Here is a 17,503-nt window from a genome sequence, read left to right as displayed (position 1 = left end):
ATTTACTCAATGAAAGGAGGAAAACACATGCCTCGTAAAGGTCCTGTTTCCAAACGTGACGTGTTACCAGATCCAATTTATAATTCAAAACTAGTAACTCGTTTAATCAATAAAATGATGATTGATGGTAAAAGAGGTACTTCTCAAAAGATTTTATACGGTGCGTTCGAACTAGTTAAAGAACGTTCTGGTCAAGATCCAATCGAAGTATTCGAAGCTGCTCTAAATAACGTAATGCCAGTTCTTGAAGTACGTGCTCGCCGTGTTGGTGGTTCTAACTACCAAGTACCAGTTGAAGTACGCCCAGAACGTCGTACAACTTTAGGTCTTCGCTACCTAGTTAACTATTCTCGTCTTCGTGGTGAAAAAACTATGGAAGAGCGTTTAGCTAACGAAATTCTTGATGCTTCTAACAACACTGGTGCATCAGTTAAAAAACGTGAAGATATGCACAAAATGGCAGAAGCGAACAAAGCATTCGCTCACTACCGTTGGTAATCTAAACATAGCATAAGCCCAATATGGAAGGAGAAATACCTAATGAAACGCGAATTCTCTCTAGAGAATACTCGTAATATTGGGATCATGGCTCACATTGATGCTGGTAAAACAACAACAACTGAGCGTATCCTTTATTACACAGGTAAGATTCACAAAATCGGTGAAACTCATGAAGGCGCTTCTCAAATGGACTGGATGGAGCAAGAGCAAGAACGTGGTATCACAATCACTTCTGCTGCGACAACAGCTCAATGGAAAGGCAACCGCGTAAACATCATCGATACTCCTGGACACGTAGACTTCACTGTAGAAGTAGAACGTTCTTTACGTGTACTTGACGGCGCAGTAACTGTACTTGATGCTCAATCTGGTGTTGAACCTCAAACAGAAACTGTATGGCGTCAAGCTACAACTTACGGTGTACCACGTATCGTATTCATTAACAAAATGGATAAAATGGGTGCAGACTTCCTATATTCTGTAGGTACTTTACACGAGCGTTTACAAGCAAATGCTCATCCAATCCAATTACCAATTGGTGCGGAAGATGAATTCAAAGCAATTATTGACTTAGTAGAAATGGATGTAACTTACTACGATAACGAAGAAGGTACAGCATTACGTGAAGGTCAACCAATTCCTGAAGAATATCAAGCTCAAGCAGATGAGTACCGTGAAAAGTTAATCGAAGCAATCGCTGAAGTTAATGAAGAAATCATGGAAAAATACTTTGCTGGTGAAGAAATTACTAAAGAAGAGCTTAAAGCGGCTATCCGTAAAGCGACAATCGCAGTAGAATTCTATCCAGTAATCTGTGGTACAGCATTCAAACACAAAGGTGTTCGTAAAATGCTTGATGCAGTTATCGACTACTTACCATCTCCAGTTGATGTACCTGCTATTAAAGGTACAACTCCAGATGGTGATGAAACTGAACGTCCATCTTCAGACGAGGCGCCATTCGCAGCTTTAGCATTTAAAGTTATGACTGACCCATTCGTAGGTAAATTAACGTTCTTCCGTGTGTACTCTGGTGTTCTTGAATCAGGTTCATACGTACAAAACTCTTCAAAAGGTAAACGTGAGCGCGTAGGTCGTATCCTACAAATGCACGCAAACAGCCGTGAAGAGATTTCAAAAGTATTCGCTGGTGATATCGCAGCTGCTGTAGGTCTTAAAGATACAACAACTGGTGACACTCTTTGTGAAGAGAAAAACCTTGTTATCCTTGAGTCTATGGAGTTCCCAGAGCCAGTTATCTCTCTTTCTGTAGAACCTAAATCTAAAGCTGACCAAGATAAAATGGGTCAAGCTTTACAAAAGCTACAAGAAGAAGATCCAACATTCCGTGCACATACAGACCAAGAAACTGGTCAAACAATCATCTCAGGTATGGGTGAGCTTCACCTTGATATCTTAGTTGACCGTATGCGTCGTGAATTTAAAGTAGAAGCTAACGTTGGTGCTCCAATGGTATCTTACCGTGAAACATTCCGTGGCTCTGCTCAAGTTCAAGGTAAATTTACTCGTCAATCTGGTGGTCGTGGTCAATACGGTGACGTATGGATCGAGTTCTCTCCAAACGAAGAGGGTAAAGGCTTTGAATTCGAAAATGCTATCGTTGGTGGTGTAGTTCCACGTGAATATATTCCAGCTGTTGAAGCAGGTCTTCGTGACTCGCTTGACCGCGGTGTAATCGCTGGTTATCCATTAATCGACATCAAAGCGAAATTATTCGATGGTTCATACCATGATGTTGACTCAAACGAAATGGCATTTAAAATCGCTGCATCTATGGCACTTAAAGCTGCTGCATCAAAATGTAGCCCAGTTCTTTTAGAGCCAATGATGAAAGTTGAAGTTGTAATTCCTGAAGAATATCTTGGTGATATCATGGGTAACATCACTTCTCGCCGTGGCCGCGTAGAAGGTATGGAAGCTCGCGGTAACGCTCAAGTTGTTCGTGCGATGGTTCCACTTTCAGAAATGTTTGGATATGCAACAACTTTACGTTCTGCAACGCAAGGTCGTGGTGTATTCTCAATGGTATTCGATCATTATGAAGAAGTACCTAAATCAATCTCTGAAGAGATCATCAAAAAAAATAAAGGTGAATAATTGAAATTTCATCTTGCATAAAGTATAACTAATTTGTAAGCTATGATTGCAGGATAGGGGATGGGCCCGTTCTCTATCAGCATTCATTCTATAAATTTTAAATCTAAAACATACAATTTTGAGGAGGCAATCTCTAATGGCTAAAGAAAAATTTGACCGTTCTAAAACGCATGCTAACATTGGTACAATCGGACACGTTGACCATGGTAAAACTACTTTAACTGCTGCAATCGCTACAGTTCTTTCTAAAAAAATGGGTGGTACAGCTAAATCTTACGCTGACATCGATAACGCTCCAGAAGAAAAAGAGCGTGGTATCACAATCAATACTTCTCACGTAGAATACGAAACTGCTACTCGTCACTATGCACACGTTGACTGCCCAGGACACGCTGACTATGTTAAAAACATGATCACTGGTGCTGCTCAAATGGACGGCGGTATCTTAGTAGTATCTGCTGCTGATGGCCCAATGCCACAAACTCGTGAACACATCCTTTTATCTCGTCAAGTAGGTGTTCCATACTTAGTAGTATTCATGAACAAATGTGATATGGTTGACGACGAAGAATTATTAGAATTAGTAGAAATGGAAATCCGTGACCTACTATCTGAATATGACTTCCCAGGTGACGATATTCCTGTAATCAAAGGTTCTGCTCTTAAAGCTCTTGAAGGTGAACCAGAATGGGAAGAAAAAATCGTTGAATTAATGGACGCTGTAGATTCTTACATCCCAACTCCAGAACGTCAAACTGACAAACCATTCATGATGCCAGTAGAGGACGTATTCTCTATCACTGGTCGTGGTACAGTTGCAACTGGCCGTGTTGAACGTGGTCAAGTTAAAGTTGGTGACGTAGTTGAAATCATCGGTATTGCTGAAGAAGCTAAATCTACTACTGTAACTGGTGTAGAAATGTTCCGTAAATTATTAGACTATGCTGAAGCTGGAGACAACATCGGTGCTTTACTTCGTGGTGTAGCTCGTGAAGAAATCCAACGTGGTCAAGTATTAGCTAAACCAGGTTCAATCACTCCACACACTAACTTCAAAGCTGAAGTTTACGTTTTATCAAAAGAAGAGGGTGGCCGTCATACTCCATTCTTCTCTAACTACCGTCCTCAGTTCTACTTCCGTACAACTGACGTAACAGGTATCTGTAACTTACCAGAAGGCGTTGAAATGGTAATGCCTGGTGATAACATCGAAATGACAGTTGAACTTATCGCTCCAATCGCTCTAGAAGAAGGTACTAAATTCTCTATCCGTGAGGGTGGCCGTACTGTAGGCGCTGGCGTAGTTGCTTCTATCCAAAAATAATTTTAGCTTATGCTAATTTCAAACCAATCTGTAGGGACGCCTACAGATTGGTTTTTTTGTGTTAAAATAAAGGGAAAATAAGGTTTTTATTAGTTTATGTGTATATAGTTGTTAGCATGTCATTTAGAAAAAATATTTAAAAAGAAAGGCGTTTTGAATATGGAAATGAAAATATTGCTGATTGAAGATGATCCTTCTATTTTTAGGATGATTCAAGAACGGTTTGCGCAGTGGTCATTACATGTTTTCGGACCTAAAAATTTTCAAAAAGTAATGGATGATTTTATAGAGGAGAAGCCTCATCTTGTGATAATCGATATTCAATTGCCTGCCTTTGACGGCTTTCACTGGTGTCGAGAAATCCGTCATCTTTCAAAAGTACCAATTCTTTTTCTATCTTCCCGAGATCATCCTATGGATATGGTAATGGCCATGCAAATGGGGGCAGATGATTTTATACAAAAGCCCTTTCATATGGAAGTGTTACTTGCAAAAGCACAGGCTATATTGCGAAGAACATATGACTATGTTGATGATAAAATGGACGTCACACGTTTTAATGATGCTGTTATTGATTATGCTAGAAGTGAAATTATGTATGACGGGAGTATCGCTTCATTAACTAAAAATGAGCTCTTTATATTACGGATTTTAGTAGAAAATGCTAATCATATTGTTTCGAGAGATGAGTTAATGAGAAAACTGTGGGATGATGAACGTTTTGTAAACGATAATACTTTGTCGGTAAATGTTAATCGATTACGTACAAAGTTAGAGGATATTGGTTTACGTGATGTGATACAAACGAAAAAAGGCCTGGGGTATATGGCAGTGAGCCAAGGGATGTGAGTAATTTGATATTATTTATTAGAGAACGCATTGCATGGATAGGCTTTTTTATCTTCATTATTGTAATGTTAAATATGTTATTTCTTCTAGATGTTGGTTTAAATAGTGTCTCCATTTGGTATGTTAACGTTAGTTTGCTTGTTAGCTTTTCACTTTTTTTGATGTGGCGTTATATTTTTGAAGTTGGGAAATTAAAAGATTTCCTGGGAAATATGGATAGCCATCTTGATGATGCACATAAAGGCGGACTTGCTTTAACTCCTTTTCAGGATGTATGCTTTCGAAAAGTTGAAGATATCCTTGATGAGAAGAACAGGGAATTAAATCAAGCTAAAGTGCAGCTACAAGAGTATTCAGATGAGTTATTGGCATGGGTTCATGAAGTAAAGGCACCTTTAACAACCATTAATTTAATGTTAGAACATGTTGAAGACTTACAACTGCGTCGAAAATTAGAGAATGAATGGCTGAGGTTACATCTTTTGGTTGACCAACAGCTGCATCTAACAAGGTTAGCCTCAATTGAAAAGGATAATTATTTAAATAAAGTTGAACTGAAACCGATCGTATATAAAGAAATCAGGGATTTGCAAGCATGGTGTATTGAAAAGGGGATTGGCTTTGAAGTCGATGAGCTCACAGAGTCGGTTACAACGGATCCTAAATGGCTGGCGTTTATTGTTCGACAAATACTCTCAAATGCCATCAAGTATAGTCCAGCAAGTTCTGAAATAACGATCTTTACTGAACTTGACCCAACCGGAGCCACTTTATTACATATTAAAGATGTAGGTATTGGAATACCCTTGGAAGATCTACCTAGAATTTTTCAAAAATCGTATACAGGAACAGCAGGAAGAGAATCCTCACAATCTACAGGAATGGGTCTTTATTTAGCGTATAATGTAGCCCAGAAAATTGGTATTCGTATTAATGTTCAATCGAGTGTTGGGGAAGGCTCATTATTTACGTTGCGTTTCCCATTACAAAATGAATATATCAAACTAACAGGTAGATGACGAAAATGTCACCTACCTTTTTATATTGTCATGTAAAACGCACGAATGTTCAGATGTGACAGGGTACACTTGGAATATAGAAAGGGGCGCTATCAAGTGACAGTTTTAATTGGTCGTAAGATAAAGAAAGTATATGGTAAAAAATCAACCGCTCAAGAAGTATTAAAGGGTATTGATTTAGAAGTGAATAAAGGTGAGTTCGTAGGGATTATGGGTCCTTCTGGCTCTGGGAAAACAACACTTTTAAACGTCTTATGCTCAATTGACTTTGCGACAGAAGGTGTTATTGAAATAAACGGTCATAATTTGCGTGGTATGAAAGAAAAGGCTTTAGCGAACTTCCGTCGAGAGCAGCTTGGTTTCATTTTTCAAGATTATAATTTACTGGACACTTTAACAGTAAAGGAGAATATTCTTCTACCGTTAGCGATCAGTAAGTTACCGAAAGCTGTTGCAGAAAGTCGAGTGAAGGAACTCACATCCTTACTAGGTATCACTGAAATTTTAAATAAATATCCTAATGAAATATCAGGTGGGCAAAAACAGCGTACATCTGCTGCCCGTGCACTTATTACGAATCCATCGTTAGTGTTTGCTGACGAGCCTACTGGTGCATTAGATTCAAAATCAGCCACAGCCTTGCTCCAAAATCTACAAAACATTAATGAGACAAAAGAAGCGACAATCATGATGGTTACGCATGATGCTGTCGCTGCAAGCTTCTGTACACGTGTTTTATTTTTAAAAGACGGTCATATTTATAGTGAGCTATATAAAGGCGATAAAACAAGACAGGCTTTCTTTCAGGAAATCATGCATACTCAAGGTGTGCTAGGCGGTGATGGTTATGAGTCTTAGTAAGTTAGTGCTAAAGAGTATGAAGAAAAATATGAAGCACTACTATCTATATTTTTTTGCACTTATTTTTAGTGTTACTTTATATTTTTCCTTTGTAACATTGCAAAATAATTCTGAAGTATGGGACGCTGTTCAAATGAGCGGAACGGCCACAGCAGGATTTAAGGCAGCAACTTATATTCTATATTTTATCGTTTTGTTCTTCGTCCTATATGCAAATCACTTATTTATGAAGCGACGTAGCAAGGAAATCGGCTTGTACCAATTGATAGGCATGACAAAGGGATTGATTGTCCGTTTATTAGCAATCGAAAACATTTTATTATTTGTTGGGGCTGTTATTTTAGGAATGCTTGCTGGTTTCTTTAGCTCTCGTGTATTTGCGATGATTTTATTACGTGTACTTGAAAAAGAAGCGCTTGTAACTATGACGTTTAGTACACAGGCATTACAGCAGTCAATGATTGTCTTTACCATTCTTTTAATCATTGTCCTTGTACAGATGGCTTGGATGATCCATCACGTTTCATTATTATCATTATTTAGCGCAGCCAAACAAGCAGACGAGCGTGTAAGACGTTTTAGTGCATTACAAATGGCAATTGGCTTTATCGGGCTTGTCCTGATTGTTTATGGCTACTATGCGTCAACAAAGTTATTTGATATTGAATCTGCAGGTAACCTATTTATCAATATGATTATCATATTAGCTACTACAATAGGCGGGACATTCCTTGTCTTTCGTTTCTCAGTCGCATTTATTATGAATACGATTCGTTTAAAGAAAAAAGGGCATCTATCAATTCGAGATGTACTAGCATTAACGCCAATTATGCATCGTATGAAGAGTAACGCAAAGTCTTTAACACTTATCACCGTGTTAACTGGTGTATCGCTAGGTGTAACGACTTTATCCTATATCGCCTACTATTCGTCAGAGGCATCTGCATATAGCCAAGTACCAGGTGATTTCATTCTGCTTGATGGGCAAGGTACTCAATTTTTAGATGAGTTAGAGAACAATAACATTGCCTATGATAAAGTAGATTATCGTTTACAAGGTGTAACAGCTTCGGTAGGTCAATTAATGTCTAAAAAGCAAAAGGATAATCCTTTATATACAATGGAAGGAACCATTTATACCATCCCACTTTCGGATTATCAGCAAAGTGTTCCAGAAGCCTCATTAACAGGTAACGATGTTATTTTAACAAACTATGGAGGGTATATGGCCGAGATGTTCCCCTTAGAGAAGGATCATGACTTAAATGTAACGGCAGGGGAGCTGAAGGAAACATTTCACGTTGTAGAAGTTCATGATAAAAGTATTATTAGTGGTGTTGTAACAGCTGGTGGTGGCGGCCCAATCTTTGTTGTGACAGATGATATGTTTACAAAATTATCTACACAATCAGAGTTTTATCCTTGGCACCAACAAACAACCATTACTTTAAAGTCAAAAGAGGAGTTAGAAAGAGCAGAGGAACTATATATTCAAACTAATGCGGGTGTTGTTACGGCTACAGAACCTGAAGGTGAGACACAGCAATATACTCAATCATCTTATGAAGGGAAACGTAAAGATAATATTGAGTCATTAGGTCTTACAATCTTTACAACAGCATTTTTAGGATTAGCATTTTTAATGACGACTGGTAGTATTCTATACTTCAAACAAATGTCAGAGGCAGAGGAAGAGCGTGGTTCCTATACGATCCTAAGAAAAATTGGTTTTGCAGAAAGAGATATAATGAAGGGCATATATATGAAGCAAGCGTTTAATTTTGGTGTTCCATTAGTTATTGGCTTACTGCATAGCTATTTTGCTGTTAAATCAGGTTGGTTCTTATTTGGCACCGAGTTAACGGCCCCATTATGGATTGCGATGTGCTGTTATATCGCTTTATATACAATTTTCGCCATCCTTTCGGTAGGGTACTATAAAAAAGTGGTACGAGAATCATTGTAACAATTTAATAATGAGAAACTCAAAACAGTGTGATGATTCTATTTCACACTGTTTTTATTTTGAAACCGTGAAAATCCTTGACTTTCAATTATCAGAATAATAAAGTTTAACATGTTAGTAATTTAGCAAGTGAAAGTGAAGTGTGGTTATGAATGCAGTTATAATGGCGGTAGCCGTTATGTTAATATTAAGCTTACTCCGAATTAATGTGGTTCTTTCCTTAGTTTTAGGAGCCTTTGTTGGTGGCCTGACAAGTGGGATGGGCATTGAAGCAACCGTCCAATCCTTTACAGAAGGGTTAGGGGCAGGAGCAACAATTGCTTTAAGCTATGGTCTTCTTGGTGGTTTTGCTATTGCCATTGCCAAAACAGGAATACCAGAATTAATGATTGCTGGAATGTTAAACATCCTCAACGGAGAAAGTAATAGAAAAGGGTTAGTGAAGGTCTTAATTTTTTTCCTTATTTTCGTGATGTCTATTTTATCTCAAAATGTCATTCCTATTCATATTGCTTTTATTCCATTAATGATACCTCCCATTTTAAAAATTTTAAATATGTTGGAAGTTGATCGACGTATAATTGCAACCCTAATTGCTGTAGGCTTAATAGGTACTTACAGTTTTGTGCCTGCTGGTTTTGGAGCGATTTTTCAAGATATCGTGGCAACGCAAGTGTCGGAGGCTGGAATGACAGTATCTTCACGTGATGTTCCTGCAGCAATGGCGATCCCAGTGCTAGGCATGCTGGTAGGGTTGATTATGGCTTTCATTATTTATCGTAAGCCACGACAGTATAGACAGGATGATGTGGAGACGGAATCATTAAATGTTAACGTCACCAAGTATGTTATGTTTTCTACTGGACTTGCATTAGTTGTAGCGTTATGTGCGCAAGTACTAACAGATTCAATGATTGTAGGTTCGTTCGCTGGCATTATGATCATGTATTTTACAGGTGCGCTTAAATGGAAAGAGGCAGATGATATTCTATCTGAAGGAATGAAGATGATGGCCTTTATCGGGTTTGTAATGATTGCGGCAAATGGTTTCGCAGCAGTTATTAATGCTACTGGCGATGTGGACAGTTTAATTACAAGCTCTATTACTATTCTACAAGGAAATAGAAGTCTAGCGATCTTTATCATGTTGGTTGTTGGTTTAGTTGTAACGATGGGGATTGGTTCATCGTTCGCAACAGTGCCTATTATTGCTACGTTATTTGTTCCTTTAGCACAAGGGTTAGGATTGAGTCCTTTAGCAATACTATGTTTAATTGGTACGGCAGGTGCGTTAGGAGATGCAGGCTCTCCAGCTTCAGATTCAACACTTGGACCGACTGCAGGTTTAAACGTAGACGGACAGCACCATCATATTTGGGATACCTGTGTCCCGACATTTATTTTTATTAACATTCCCCTGATTGTATTTGGCTGGATTGCCTGTGTTTTCTTTTTATAAGTTAGAAGTAGTTTCTATAAACTATAGAGACTACTTCTAACAAGTTGTTTGAAATGTCCGAAAACGTTGATATAACAACCTTAAGTGTTGCATTATGTTTTAAAATTTTATATACTAGTAAACGGCTTAAATAAGCGAAGAAAATAGTAGTACTAAGAATATCTGCAACATTTAAAAGAATTTAGCGAAAAGACTTGCTTATTCTTTTTTTATTGTATATAATGTTGAATGTTGGTCTTTGACTGCGATGAAGCGAGAGGTTGCCGACACACCCGGCCGCTTTGCCATGGCGGTGTGTGGGAGAATTTTCGTGGAGAATGTCTAGAAAATAGGCGAGAAGGAGGGAAAATAATGGCAAAACAAAAGATTCGTATTCGTTTAAAAGCGTATGATCACCGTATTTTAGATCAGTCTGCTGAGAAAATTGTGGAAACTGCAAAACGTTCAGGTGCAAGTGTATCAGGTCCGATTCCACTTCCAACTGAGAAGTCTGTGTACACAATTCTTCGTGCGGTTCACAAGTATAAAGATTCTCGTGAACAATTCGAGATGCGTACGCATAAACGTCTGATCGATATCGTTAACCCAACACCACAAACTGTTGATGCGTTAATGAAACTTGATTTACCATCTGGCGTTGATATCGAAATCAAACTTTAATGGTAAAAACAATATAACTTTTTAAAACTTACAGGAGGTGTGACAAATGGCTAAAGGAATCTTAGGTAGAAAAATTGGTATGACACAAGTTTTCGCTGAAAACGGCGATTTAATCCCGGTAACAGTTATCGAAGCTACTCCAAACGTAGTTCTTCAAAAGAAAACTGTTGAAACAGACGGCTACGAAGCAATTCAAGTTGGTTTCGAAGATAAGCGCGTTAAGCTTTCTAATAAACCAGAACAAGGTCACGTAGCAAAAGCGAACACTGCTCCTAAGCGCTTCATTCGTGAATTCCGCAACGTGAACGTGGAAGAATACGAAGTTGGTCAAGAAGTCAAAGTAGAAATTTTCGCAGAAGGCGATGTAATTGATGTAACAGGTGTTACTAAAGGTAAAGGTTTCCAAGGTGTTATCAAACGCCACGGTCAATCTCGTGGTCCAATGGCCCACGGTTCTCGTTACCACCGTCGTCCTGGTTCAATGGGTCCAGTTGCTCCGAACCGCGTATTCAAACAAAAGAAATTACCTGGTCAAATGGGTGGCAATGTAGTTACAATCCAAAACTTAGAAATCGTGAAAGTTGATACAGATCGTAACTTACTACTTGTTAAAGGTAATGTTCCTGGTTCTAAAAAAGCTCTAGTTACAGTAAAAACTGCAATTAAAGCTAAGTAATCACTTCAGGAAAGGAGGAAACAGGAATGACAAAAGTATCTGTACTTAGTCAAACAGGTGCTTCAGTTGGTGAAATCGAATTAAACGATGCGATCTTCGGAATCGAGCCAAATGAAGCAGTATTATTCGACGCTGTAGTAGCTCAACGTGCTTCTCTTCGTCAAGGTAATCACAAGGTTAAAAACCGTTCTGAGGTTGCTGGTGGTGGTCGTAAACCATGGCGTCAAAAAGGAACTGGTCGTGCTCGTCAAGGTTCTATCCGTTCTCCACAATGGCGCGGCGGTGGTATCGTATTCGGTCCTACTCCACGTAGCTACTCTTATAAATTACCTAAAAAAGTTCGTCGTTTAGCTCTTAAATCAGCTTTATCAGCTAAAGTAGTAGAACAAAACTTCTTAGTTCTTGATGCTCTAACTCTAGCAGCACCAAAAACAAAAGAATTCACAAAAATTCTTAAAGATCTTTCTTTAGAGAAAAAATCTTTATTCGTAACTGCTGACCTAGATGAAAACGTAGCATTATCTGCTCGTAACATCCCAGGTGTAACAGTTTTAACTGCAAATGGAATCAACGTTCTTGATCTATTAGGTCATGATAAAGTTGTATTCACTAAATCTGCAGTAGAAAAAGTTGAGGAGGTGCTTGGATAATGGAAGCACGTGATATTTTAAAACGTCCGGTCATTACTGAGCGTTCTTCAGAACTTATGGCAGAGAAAAAGTATACTTTCGAAGTAGACACTCGCGCTAACAAAACTCAAGTAAAAGACGCTGTAGAAGAAATCTTTGGCGTAAAAGTTGAGAAAGTAAACGTTCTTAACTACAAAGGTAAATTCAAGCGTGTTGGCCGTTACGGTGGTTACACTAACAAACGTCGTAAAGCGATTGTTAAATTAACTGCTGATAGCAAAGAAATCGAATTATTCGAAATGTAATCCTTAATGGATATATGATTTGAACACTCAAGAAGGAGGGAAACACAATGGCGATTAAAAAGTATAAACCTACCTCTAATGGTCGTCGTAACATGACGTCATTAGACTTTGCGGAAATTACAACTAACAAGCCTGAGAAATCATTGCTTGAACCAACTAAACGCAAAGCTGGTCGTAACAACCAAGGTAAAATCACTGTTCGTCATCATGGTGGTGGTCATAAGAAGCAATACCGTGTTATCGATTTCAAACGTGTTAAAGATGGCATTCCGGCAAAAGTTGCTACTATTGAATATGATCCAAACCGTTCTGCGAATATCGCATTAATCAACTACGCTGATGGAGCAAAAGCTTACATCTTAGCACCAAAAGGTCTAGAGGTTGGTCAAACAATCGTTTCTGGTCCAGATGCTGATATTAAAGTAGGTAACGCATTACCATTAGCAAACATTCCAATGGGTACAACAATCCATAACATCGAGTTAAAACCTGGTAAAGGTGGACAATTAGTACGTTCAGCTGGTACTTCTGCTCAAGTACTTGGTCGTGAAGATAAGTACGTAATCGTTCGTCTACAATCTGGTGAAGTACGTTTAGTTTTAGCTACTTGCCGCGCTACAATCGGTCAAGTTGGTAACGAACAACACGAACTTGTACACATCGGTAAAGCAGGTCGTAGCCGTTGGTTAGGTAAACGCCCAGAAGTTCGTGGTTCTGTAATGAACCCTAACGATCACCCACACGGTGGTGGTGAAGGACGTTCTCCAATCGGACGTAAATCACCAATGACTCCTTGGGGTAAACCAGCACTTGGTTACAAAACTCGTAAGAAGAAAAACAAATCGGATAAATTTATCATCCGTAGTCGTAAAAAATAAAGTGATTAAACTACGGTTCTATGTGAGAGCCGTGGTGGAATCACGGAGGGAGGTTCCTACATGGGTCGCAGCTTGAAAAAAGGACCTTTTGTTGATGACCACTTAATGAAAAAAGTGGAAGCACAAGAGGCTTCTGAGAAAAAACAAGTTATTAAAACTTGGTCACGCCGTTCTACAATCTTCCCGAACTTCATCGGTTTAACGATTGCTGTATATGATGGACGTAAACATGTTCCTGTATACGTAACAGAAGATATGGTAGGCCATAAACTTGGTGAGTTCGCACCGACACGTACTTACAAAGGTCACGGTGCAGACGACAAGAAAACAAGACGCTAATTTTGAGAGGAGGTAAATCCTAATGACACAAGCTAAAGCTATCGCTCGTACAGTACGCATTGCTCCTCGTAAAGTACGTCTAGTTGTAGACTTAATCCGAGGTAAGCAAGTTGGTGAAGCAGTTGCAATTTTACGTCATACTCCAAAAGCGGCGTCTCCAGTCGTTGAGAAAGTATTAAAATCTGCAGTTGCTAACGCTGAGCACAATTACGATCTTGACATCAACTCTTTAGTAGTTTCTGAAGTATTTGTTGACGAAGGTCCAACATTAAAACGTTTCCGTCCACGTGCACAAGGACGTGCAAGCGCAATTAACAAACGCACAAGCCACATTACTCTAGTGGTATCTGAGAAGAAGGAGGGTTAATCCGTGGGTCAAAAAGTACATCCAATAGGACTACGCGTTGGTATTATTCGTGACTGGGAGTCAAAATGGTACGCTGAAAAAGACTATGCAACTCTACTTCACGAAGACATCAAAGTGCGTAAATATATTGAAACGGCTCTTAAAGACGCTTCTGTTTCTAAAGTAGAAATCGAACGTGCTGCAAACCGTGTAAACATTACAATTCACACTGCGAAACCAGGTATGGTAATCGGTAAAGGTGGTACTGAAGTTGAAAACCTTCGTAAATACCTTAGCGATTTAACTGGTAAACGTGTACACATCAACATTATCGAAATCAAACGTGCTGATCTTGACGCTCGTCTAGTAGCTGAAAACATCGCTCGTCAATTAGAAAACCGTGTATCATTCCGTCGTGCGCAAAAGCAAGCGATCCAACGCACAATCCGCGCTGGTGCAAAAGGAATTAAAACACAAGTATCTGGTCGTTTAGGTGGCGCTGATATCGCGCGTGCTGAACATTATAGTGAAGGAACTGTTCCACTTCATACTCTACGTGCTGACATCGACTATGCACACGCAGAAGCTGATACTACTTACGGTAAATTAGGCGTTAAAGTATGGATCTACCGTGGTGAAGTTCTTCCTACGAAGAAATCTGTGGAAGGAGGCAAATAATATGTTATTGCCTAAACGCGTTAAATACCGTCGTGAACACCGCGGCAACATGCGTGGCGAAGCGAAAGGCGGTAAAGAAGTAACTTTCGGCGAATGGGGCTTACAAGCTCAAACTGCTAGCTGGATTACTAACCGTCAAATCGAATCTGCTCGTATCGCGATGACTCGTTACATGAAACGTGGCGGTAAAGTTTGGATTAAAATCTTCCCACATAAACCTTACACTAAAAAACCTCTAGAAGTCCGCATGGGTTCTGGTAAAGGTTCTCCTGAAGGTTGGGTAGCAGTAGTTAAACCAGGAAAAGTAATGTTCGAAATTGCTGGCGTATCTGAAGAAGTTGCACGTGAAGCACTTCGTTTAGCATCACACAAACTTCCTGTTAAATGTAAGATCGTAAAACGTCAAGAAACTGGTGGTGAATCTAATGAAAGCTAATGAAATCCGTGACCTTGCTACTTCTGAAATAGAATTAAAAGTGAAATCACTGAAAGAAGAGCTTTTCAACCTTCGCTTCCAATTGGCGACTGGTCAATTAGAAAACACAGCTCGTATTCGTGAAGTGCGTAAAGCAATCGCGCGTATGAAAACTGTTATTCGTGAAAGAGAAATCAGTGCAAATAACTGATAAAGGAGGTTTTCAAGTATGACTGAGCGCAATCAACGCAAAGTTTACACGGGCCGCGTTGTTTCAGATAAAATGGACAAAACTGTAACTGTTTTAGTTGAAACTTACAAAAAGCACAAGCTTTATGGTAAGCGTGTAAAATACTCTAAAAAGTTTAAAGCTCATGATGAGTTAAACACAGCGAAAATCGGTGATATCGTACGTATCATGGAAACTCGCCCGCTATCAGCTACTAAACGTTTCCGTCTAGTAGAAGTTGTAGAAAAAGCGGTTATTATTTAATAACTATTTCGGAACAACCAATTTCCGAAGGGAGGTAACCTAAGTGATCCAACAAGAAAGTCGTATGAAAGTTGCTGACAACTCAGGTGCACGTGAAGTTCTTACAATTAAAGTGCTTGGTGGCTCTGGCCGTAAAACTGCTAACATCGGTGATATCGTTGTTTGTACAGTTAAGAAAGCAACACCAGGTGGCGTTGTCAAGAAGGGTGACGTTGTTAAAGCTGTTATCGTTCGTACTAAATCAGGCGTTCGTCGTAAAGACGGCACGTACATCAAATTTGATGAAAATGCTTGTGTAATTATTCGTGATGATAAATCACCACGCGGAACTCGTATTTTCGGACCTGTTGCACGTGAACTACGTGACAGCAACTTCATGAAAATCGTTTCTCTAGCTCCAGAAGTTCTTTAATTTCATGACAGTGCCAATCAAGGAGGTGCGACAGCATGCATGTAAAAAAAGGTGACAAGGTTAAGGTGATCACTGGTAAGGATAAAGGCAAAGAAGGCGTAATCCTTGCAGCTTACCCAAAACAAGATCGCGTTCTTGTTGAAGGTGTGAACATCGTGAAAAAACACGTTAAACCTAACCAATTGAATCCACAAGGTGGTATTGTAAGCCAAGAGGCTGCAATTCACGTTTCGAACGTAATGCTAATCGATCCTAAATCTGGCGAGCCGACTCGTGTAGGTTATAAAATCGAAAACGGTAAAAAAGTTCGTGTAGCAAAAAAATCAGGTGCAGTAATCGACTAATTAGTATAAATAGAAGGGAGGTACACACATGAGCCGCCTAAAAGAAAAATATTTAAATGAAGTTTCACCTGCTCTTATGAGCAAATTTGGATATAAATCAGTTATGCAACTACCAAAAGTTGAGAAAATCGTTATCAACATGGGTGTTGGTGATGCAGTTCAAAACTCAAAAGCGCTAGATGCAGCTGTTGAAGAATTAACAATTATCACTGGTCAAAAACCAGTAGTAACTAAAGCGAAAAAATCGATCGCAGGTTTCCGTCTTCGTGAAGGTATGCCTATCGGTGCTAAAGTTACATTACGCGGTGAGCGTATGTATGAATTCTTGGACAAATTAATTTCTATCTCACTACCTCGTGTACGTGACTTCCGTGGTGTTTCTAAAAAAGCATTCGATGGTCGCGGTAACTACACTTTAGGTGTTAAGGAACAATTAATTTTCCCAGAAATCGATTACGATAAAGTTTCAAAAGTACGCGGTATGGACATCGTGATCGTAACGACAGCGAATTCTGACGAAGAAGCTCGCGAGTTATTGACACAATTCGGTATGCCGTTCCAAAAGTAATCAAACAAGGAGGGCGAAAACGTGGCTAAAAAATCTATGATCGTTAAACAACAACGTAAGCAAAAGTTTAAAGTGCAAGAGTATACACGTTGTGAACGCTGTGGTCGTCCACATTCAGTATATCGCAAATTCAAACTTTGCCGTATTTGTTTCCGAGAACTTGCATATAAGGGACAAATTCCTGGCGTGAAAAAAGCCAGCTGGTAATCCCCTAATTTGGGAAGGAGGTAAATGTAATGACAATGACTGATCCGATTGCAGATATGCTTACTCGCATTCGTAATGCGAACATGGTTCGTCACGAGAAGTTAGAAGTACCAGCTTCCAACGTGAAAAAAGAGATCGCTGAAATTTTAAAGCGTGAAGGTTTCGTACGTGACGTAGAATACGTGGAAGACAACAAACAAGGTATCATCCGTATCTTCTTAAAATACGGTAAAGATAACGAGCGTGTTATCACTGGCTTAAAACGTATTTCTAAACCTGGATTACGTGTATATGCTAAAACAAATGAAGTACCTAAAGTATTGAACGGTCTTGGTATCGCTTTAGTGTCAACTTCACAAGGTTTATTAACAGATAAAGAAGCTCGCGCTAAACAAGTTGGCGGAGAAATTCTAGCATACGTTTGGTAATTAGCAATAAATGAATGGAGGTGCAACT

24 protein-coding genes are annotated in these 17,503 nt (G+C 39.2%); all 24 read left to right on the top strand.

Translation table 11 applies throughout. The annotated features are described in order from the left end of the window. The first annotated feature begins 27 nt into the window (after nt 1-27). The 24 genes from rpsG (at nt 28) to rpsH (ending at nt 17,475) form a co-directional block, all read left to right on the top strand. Nucleotides 28-498 carry a 30S ribosomal protein S7 gene (rpsG, locus tag MKY49_RS21970; protein WP_004233610.1) on the top strand — a complete coding sequence of 157 codons (471 nt, stop codon included), beginning with the start codon at nt 28-30 and terminating at the stop codon, nt 496-498. 42 nt (nt 499-540) lie between these two features. Continuing rightward, the gene (gene fusA / locus MKY49_RS21965) at nt 541-2,619 is read left to right on the top strand and encodes an elongation factor G (RefSeq protein ID WP_274794958.1); all 2,079 of its coding nucleotides are present in this window, start codon (nt 541-543) and stop codon (nt 2,617-2,619) included. A 136-nt stretch (nt 2,620-2,755) separates the two neighbouring features. Beyond that, nucleotides 2,756-3,943, top strand: coding sequence for an elongation factor Tu (gene tuf, locus MKY49_RS21960; RefSeq protein ID WP_274794957.1), 1,188 nt, complete (start codon nt 2,756-2,758; stop codon nt 3,941-3,943). Nucleotides 3,944-4,102: 159 nt separating this feature from the next. After that, nucleotides 4,103-4,792 carry a response regulator transcription factor gene (locus MKY49_RS21955; protein ID WP_341387087.1) on the top strand — a complete coding sequence of 230 codons (690 nt, stop codon included), beginning with the start codon at nt 4,103-4,105 and terminating at the stop codon, nt 4,790-4,792. A gap of 5 nt (nt 4,793-4,797) precedes the next feature. After that, on the top strand, nt 4,798-5,811 hold the full coding sequence (locus MKY49_RS21950; RefSeq protein ID WP_341387086.1) for a sensor histidine kinase: 1,014 nt from the start codon (nt 4,798-4,800) through the stop codon (nt 5,809-5,811). Nucleotides 5,812-5,907: 96 nt separating this feature from the next. After that, nucleotides 5,908-6,669 (top strand): ABC transporter ATP-binding protein, encoded by a 762-nt coding sequence (locus MKY49_RS21945; protein ID WP_274794954.1) that lies wholly within the window; start codon nt 5,908-5,910, stop codon nt 6,667-6,669. Further along, on the top strand, nt 6,659-8,638 hold the full coding sequence (locus MKY49_RS21940; protein ID WP_341387085.1) for an ABC transporter permease: 1,980 nt from the start codon (nt 6,659-6,661) through the stop codon (nt 8,636-8,638). Before MKY49_RS21945 ends, MKY49_RS21940 begins: the two co-directional genes overlap by 11 nt. Nucleotides 8,639-8,786: 148 nt before the next feature. Continuing rightward, entirely contained in the window at nt 8,787-10,097 is a 1,311-nt protein-coding gene (locus MKY49_RS21935; RefSeq protein ID WP_274794952.1) for a Na+/H+ antiporter family protein, read from the top strand. Nucleotides 10,098-10,448: 351 nt separating this feature from the next. Then, a complete protein-coding gene (gene rpsJ / locus MKY49_RS21930) occupies nt 10,449-10,757 on the top strand; it encodes a 30S ribosomal protein S10 (protein WP_004233624.1) in 309 nt (102 codons plus the stop codon). A gap of 46 nt (nt 10,758-10,803) precedes the next feature. Then, nucleotides 10,804-11,433 (top strand): 50S ribosomal protein L3, encoded by a 630-nt coding sequence (rplC, locus tag MKY49_RS21925; protein WP_004233625.1) that lies wholly within the window; start codon nt 10,804-10,806, stop codon nt 11,431-11,433. Nucleotides 11,434-11,459: 26 nt separating this feature from the next. Beyond that, entirely contained in the window at nt 11,460-12,083 is a 624-nt protein-coding gene (rplD, locus tag MKY49_RS21920) for a 50S ribosomal protein L4 (RefSeq protein ID WP_004233626.1), read from the top strand. After that, entirely contained in the window at nt 12,083-12,367 is a 285-nt protein-coding gene (rplW, locus tag MKY49_RS21915) for a 50S ribosomal protein L23 (protein ID WP_004233628.1), read from the top strand. Before rplD ends, rplW begins: the two co-directional genes overlap by 1 nt. A gap of 47 nt (nt 12,368-12,414) precedes the next feature. Next, entirely contained in the window at nt 12,415-13,245 is an 831-nt protein-coding gene (gene rplB / locus MKY49_RS21910) for a 50S ribosomal protein L2 (protein WP_036124661.1), read from the top strand. Between the two features lie 60 nt (nt 13,246-13,305). Then, a complete protein-coding gene (gene rpsS / locus MKY49_RS21905; protein ID WP_004233637.1) occupies nt 13,306-13,584 on the top strand; it encodes a 30S ribosomal protein S19 in 279 nt (92 codons plus the stop codon). Between the two features lie 22 nt (nt 13,585-13,606). Then, nucleotides 13,607-13,951, top strand: a complete 345-nt coding sequence (gene rplV / locus MKY49_RS21900; RefSeq protein WP_004233639.1) for a 50S ribosomal protein L22 — start codon at nt 13,607-13,609, stop codon at nt 13,949-13,951. Between the two features lie 3 nt (nt 13,952-13,954). Further along, nucleotides 13,955-14,608, top strand: a complete 654-nt coding sequence (rpsC, locus tag MKY49_RS21895) for a 30S ribosomal protein S3 (protein WP_004233642.1) — start codon at nt 13,955-13,957, stop codon at nt 14,606-14,608. A 1-nt stretch (nt 14,609) separates the two neighbouring features. Next, on the top strand, nt 14,610-15,044 hold the full coding sequence (gene rplP, locus MKY49_RS21890) for a 50S ribosomal protein L16 (protein WP_004233644.1): 435 nt from the start codon (nt 14,610-14,612) through the stop codon (nt 15,042-15,044). Beyond that, entirely contained in the window at nt 15,034-15,234 is a 201-nt protein-coding gene (rpmC, locus tag MKY49_RS21885; RefSeq protein WP_004233646.1) for a 50S ribosomal protein L29, read from the top strand. The genes rplP and rpmC overlap by 11 nt, the downstream gene beginning before the upstream one ends. A gap of 18 nt (nt 15,235-15,252) precedes the next feature. After that, nucleotides 15,253-15,516: a 30S ribosomal protein S17 gene (gene rpsQ, locus MKY49_RS21880; protein ID WP_004233648.1), complete on the top strand. Its 264-nt coding sequence runs from the start codon at nt 15,253-15,255 to the stop codon at nt 15,514-15,516. Nucleotides 15,517-15,559: 43 nt separating this feature from the next. Next, entirely contained in the window at nt 15,560-15,928 is a 369-nt protein-coding gene (gene rplN, locus MKY49_RS21875) for a 50S ribosomal protein L14 (RefSeq protein ID WP_004233650.1), read from the top strand. A gap of 35 nt (nt 15,929-15,963) precedes the next feature. Then, a complete protein-coding gene (gene rplX, locus MKY49_RS21870; RefSeq protein ID WP_053482809.1) occupies nt 15,964-16,272 on the top strand; it encodes a 50S ribosomal protein L24 in 309 nt (102 codons plus the stop codon). A 28-nt stretch (nt 16,273-16,300) separates the two neighbouring features. Then, complete coding sequence (gene rplE / locus MKY49_RS21865) at nt 16,301-16,840, top strand: 50S ribosomal protein L5 (protein WP_004233654.1); 540 nt, start codon at nt 16,301-16,303, stop codon at nt 16,838-16,840. 21 nt (nt 16,841-16,861) lie between these two features. Further along, nucleotides 16,862-17,047, top strand: a complete 186-nt coding sequence (locus MKY49_RS21860) for a type Z 30S ribosomal protein S14 (protein WP_004233656.1) — start codon at nt 16,862-16,864, stop codon at nt 17,045-17,047. Between the two features lie 29 nt (nt 17,048-17,076). Further along, nucleotides 17,077-17,475, top strand: a complete 399-nt coding sequence (gene rpsH / locus MKY49_RS21855) for a 30S ribosomal protein S8 (RefSeq protein ID WP_004233658.1) — start codon at nt 17,077-17,079, stop codon at nt 17,473-17,475. The last annotated feature ends 28 nt before the right edge of the window (nt 17,476-17,503 follow it).

The organism is Lysinibacillus sp. FSL M8-0134 (genome assembly GCF_038069745.1).
Lineage (GTDB): Bacteria > Bacillota > Bacilli > Bacillales_A > Planococcaceae > Lysinibacillus > Lysinibacillus irui.
Note: the sequence above shows the minus strand (reverse complement) of the source record. Positions and strands in the feature narration are given on the sequence as shown.

Excerpts from the sequence above, each read along its gene's own strand:
- rpsG (WP_004233610.1), top strand. The coding sequence starts at position 28 with ATGCCTCGTAAAGGTCCTGTTTCCAAACGTGACGTGTTACCAGATCCA.
- fusA (WP_274794958.1), top strand. The coding sequence starts at position 541 with ATGAAACGCGAATTCTCTCTAGAGAATACTCGTAATATTGGGATCATG.
- tuf (WP_274794957.1), top strand. The coding sequence starts at position 2,756 with ATGGCTAAAGAAAAATTTGACCGTTCTAAAACGCATGCTAACATTGGT.
- MKY49_RS21955 (WP_341387087.1), top strand. The coding sequence starts at position 4,103 with ATGGAAATGAAAATATTGCTGATTGAAGATGATCCTTCTATTTTTAGG.
- MKY49_RS21940 (WP_341387085.1), top strand. The coding sequence starts at position 6,659 with ATGAGTCTTAGTAAGTTAGTGCTAAAGAGTATGAAGAAAAATATGAAG.
- MKY49_RS21935 (WP_274794952.1), top strand. The coding sequence starts at position 8,787 with ATGAATGCAGTTATAATGGCGGTAGCCGTTATGTTAATATTAAGCTTA.
- rpsJ (WP_004233624.1), top strand. The coding sequence starts at position 10,449 with ATGGCAAAACAAAAGATTCGTATTCGTTTAAAAGCGTATGATCACCGT.
- rplC (WP_004233625.1), top strand. The coding sequence starts at position 10,804 with ATGGCTAAAGGAATCTTAGGTAGAAAAATTGGTATGACACAAGTTTTC.
- rplD (WP_004233626.1), top strand. The coding sequence starts at position 11,460 with ATGACAAAAGTATCTGTACTTAGTCAAACAGGTGCTTCAGTTGGTGAA.
- rplW (WP_004233628.1), top strand. The coding sequence starts at position 12,083 with ATGGAAGCACGTGATATTTTAAAACGTCCGGTCATTACTGAGCGTTCT.
- rplB (WP_036124661.1), top strand. The coding sequence starts at position 12,415 with ATGGCGATTAAAAAGTATAAACCTACCTCTAATGGTCGTCGTAACATG.
- rpsS (WP_004233637.1), top strand. The coding sequence starts at position 13,306 with ATGGGTCGCAGCTTGAAAAAAGGACCTTTTGTTGATGACCACTTAATG.
- rplV (WP_004233639.1), top strand. The coding sequence starts at position 13,607 with ATGACACAAGCTAAAGCTATCGCTCGTACAGTACGCATTGCTCCTCGT.
- rplP (WP_004233644.1), top strand. The coding sequence starts at position 14,610 with ATGTTATTGCCTAAACGCGTTAAATACCGTCGTGAACACCGCGGCAAC.
- rpmC (WP_004233646.1), top strand. The coding sequence starts at position 15,034 with ATGAAAGCTAATGAAATCCGTGACCTTGCTACTTCTGAAATAGAATTA.
- rpsQ (WP_004233648.1), top strand. The coding sequence starts at position 15,253 with ATGACTGAGCGCAATCAACGCAAAGTTTACACGGGCCGCGTTGTTTCA.
- rplX (WP_053482809.1), top strand. The coding sequence starts at position 15,964 with ATGCATGTAAAAAAAGGTGACAAGGTTAAGGTGATCACTGGTAAGGAT.
- rplE (WP_004233654.1), top strand. The coding sequence starts at position 16,301 with ATGAGCCGCCTAAAAGAAAAATATTTAAATGAAGTTTCACCTGCTCTT.
- rpsH (WP_004233658.1), top strand. The coding sequence starts at position 17,077 with ATGACAATGACTGATCCGATTGCAGATATGCTTACTCGCATTCGTAAT.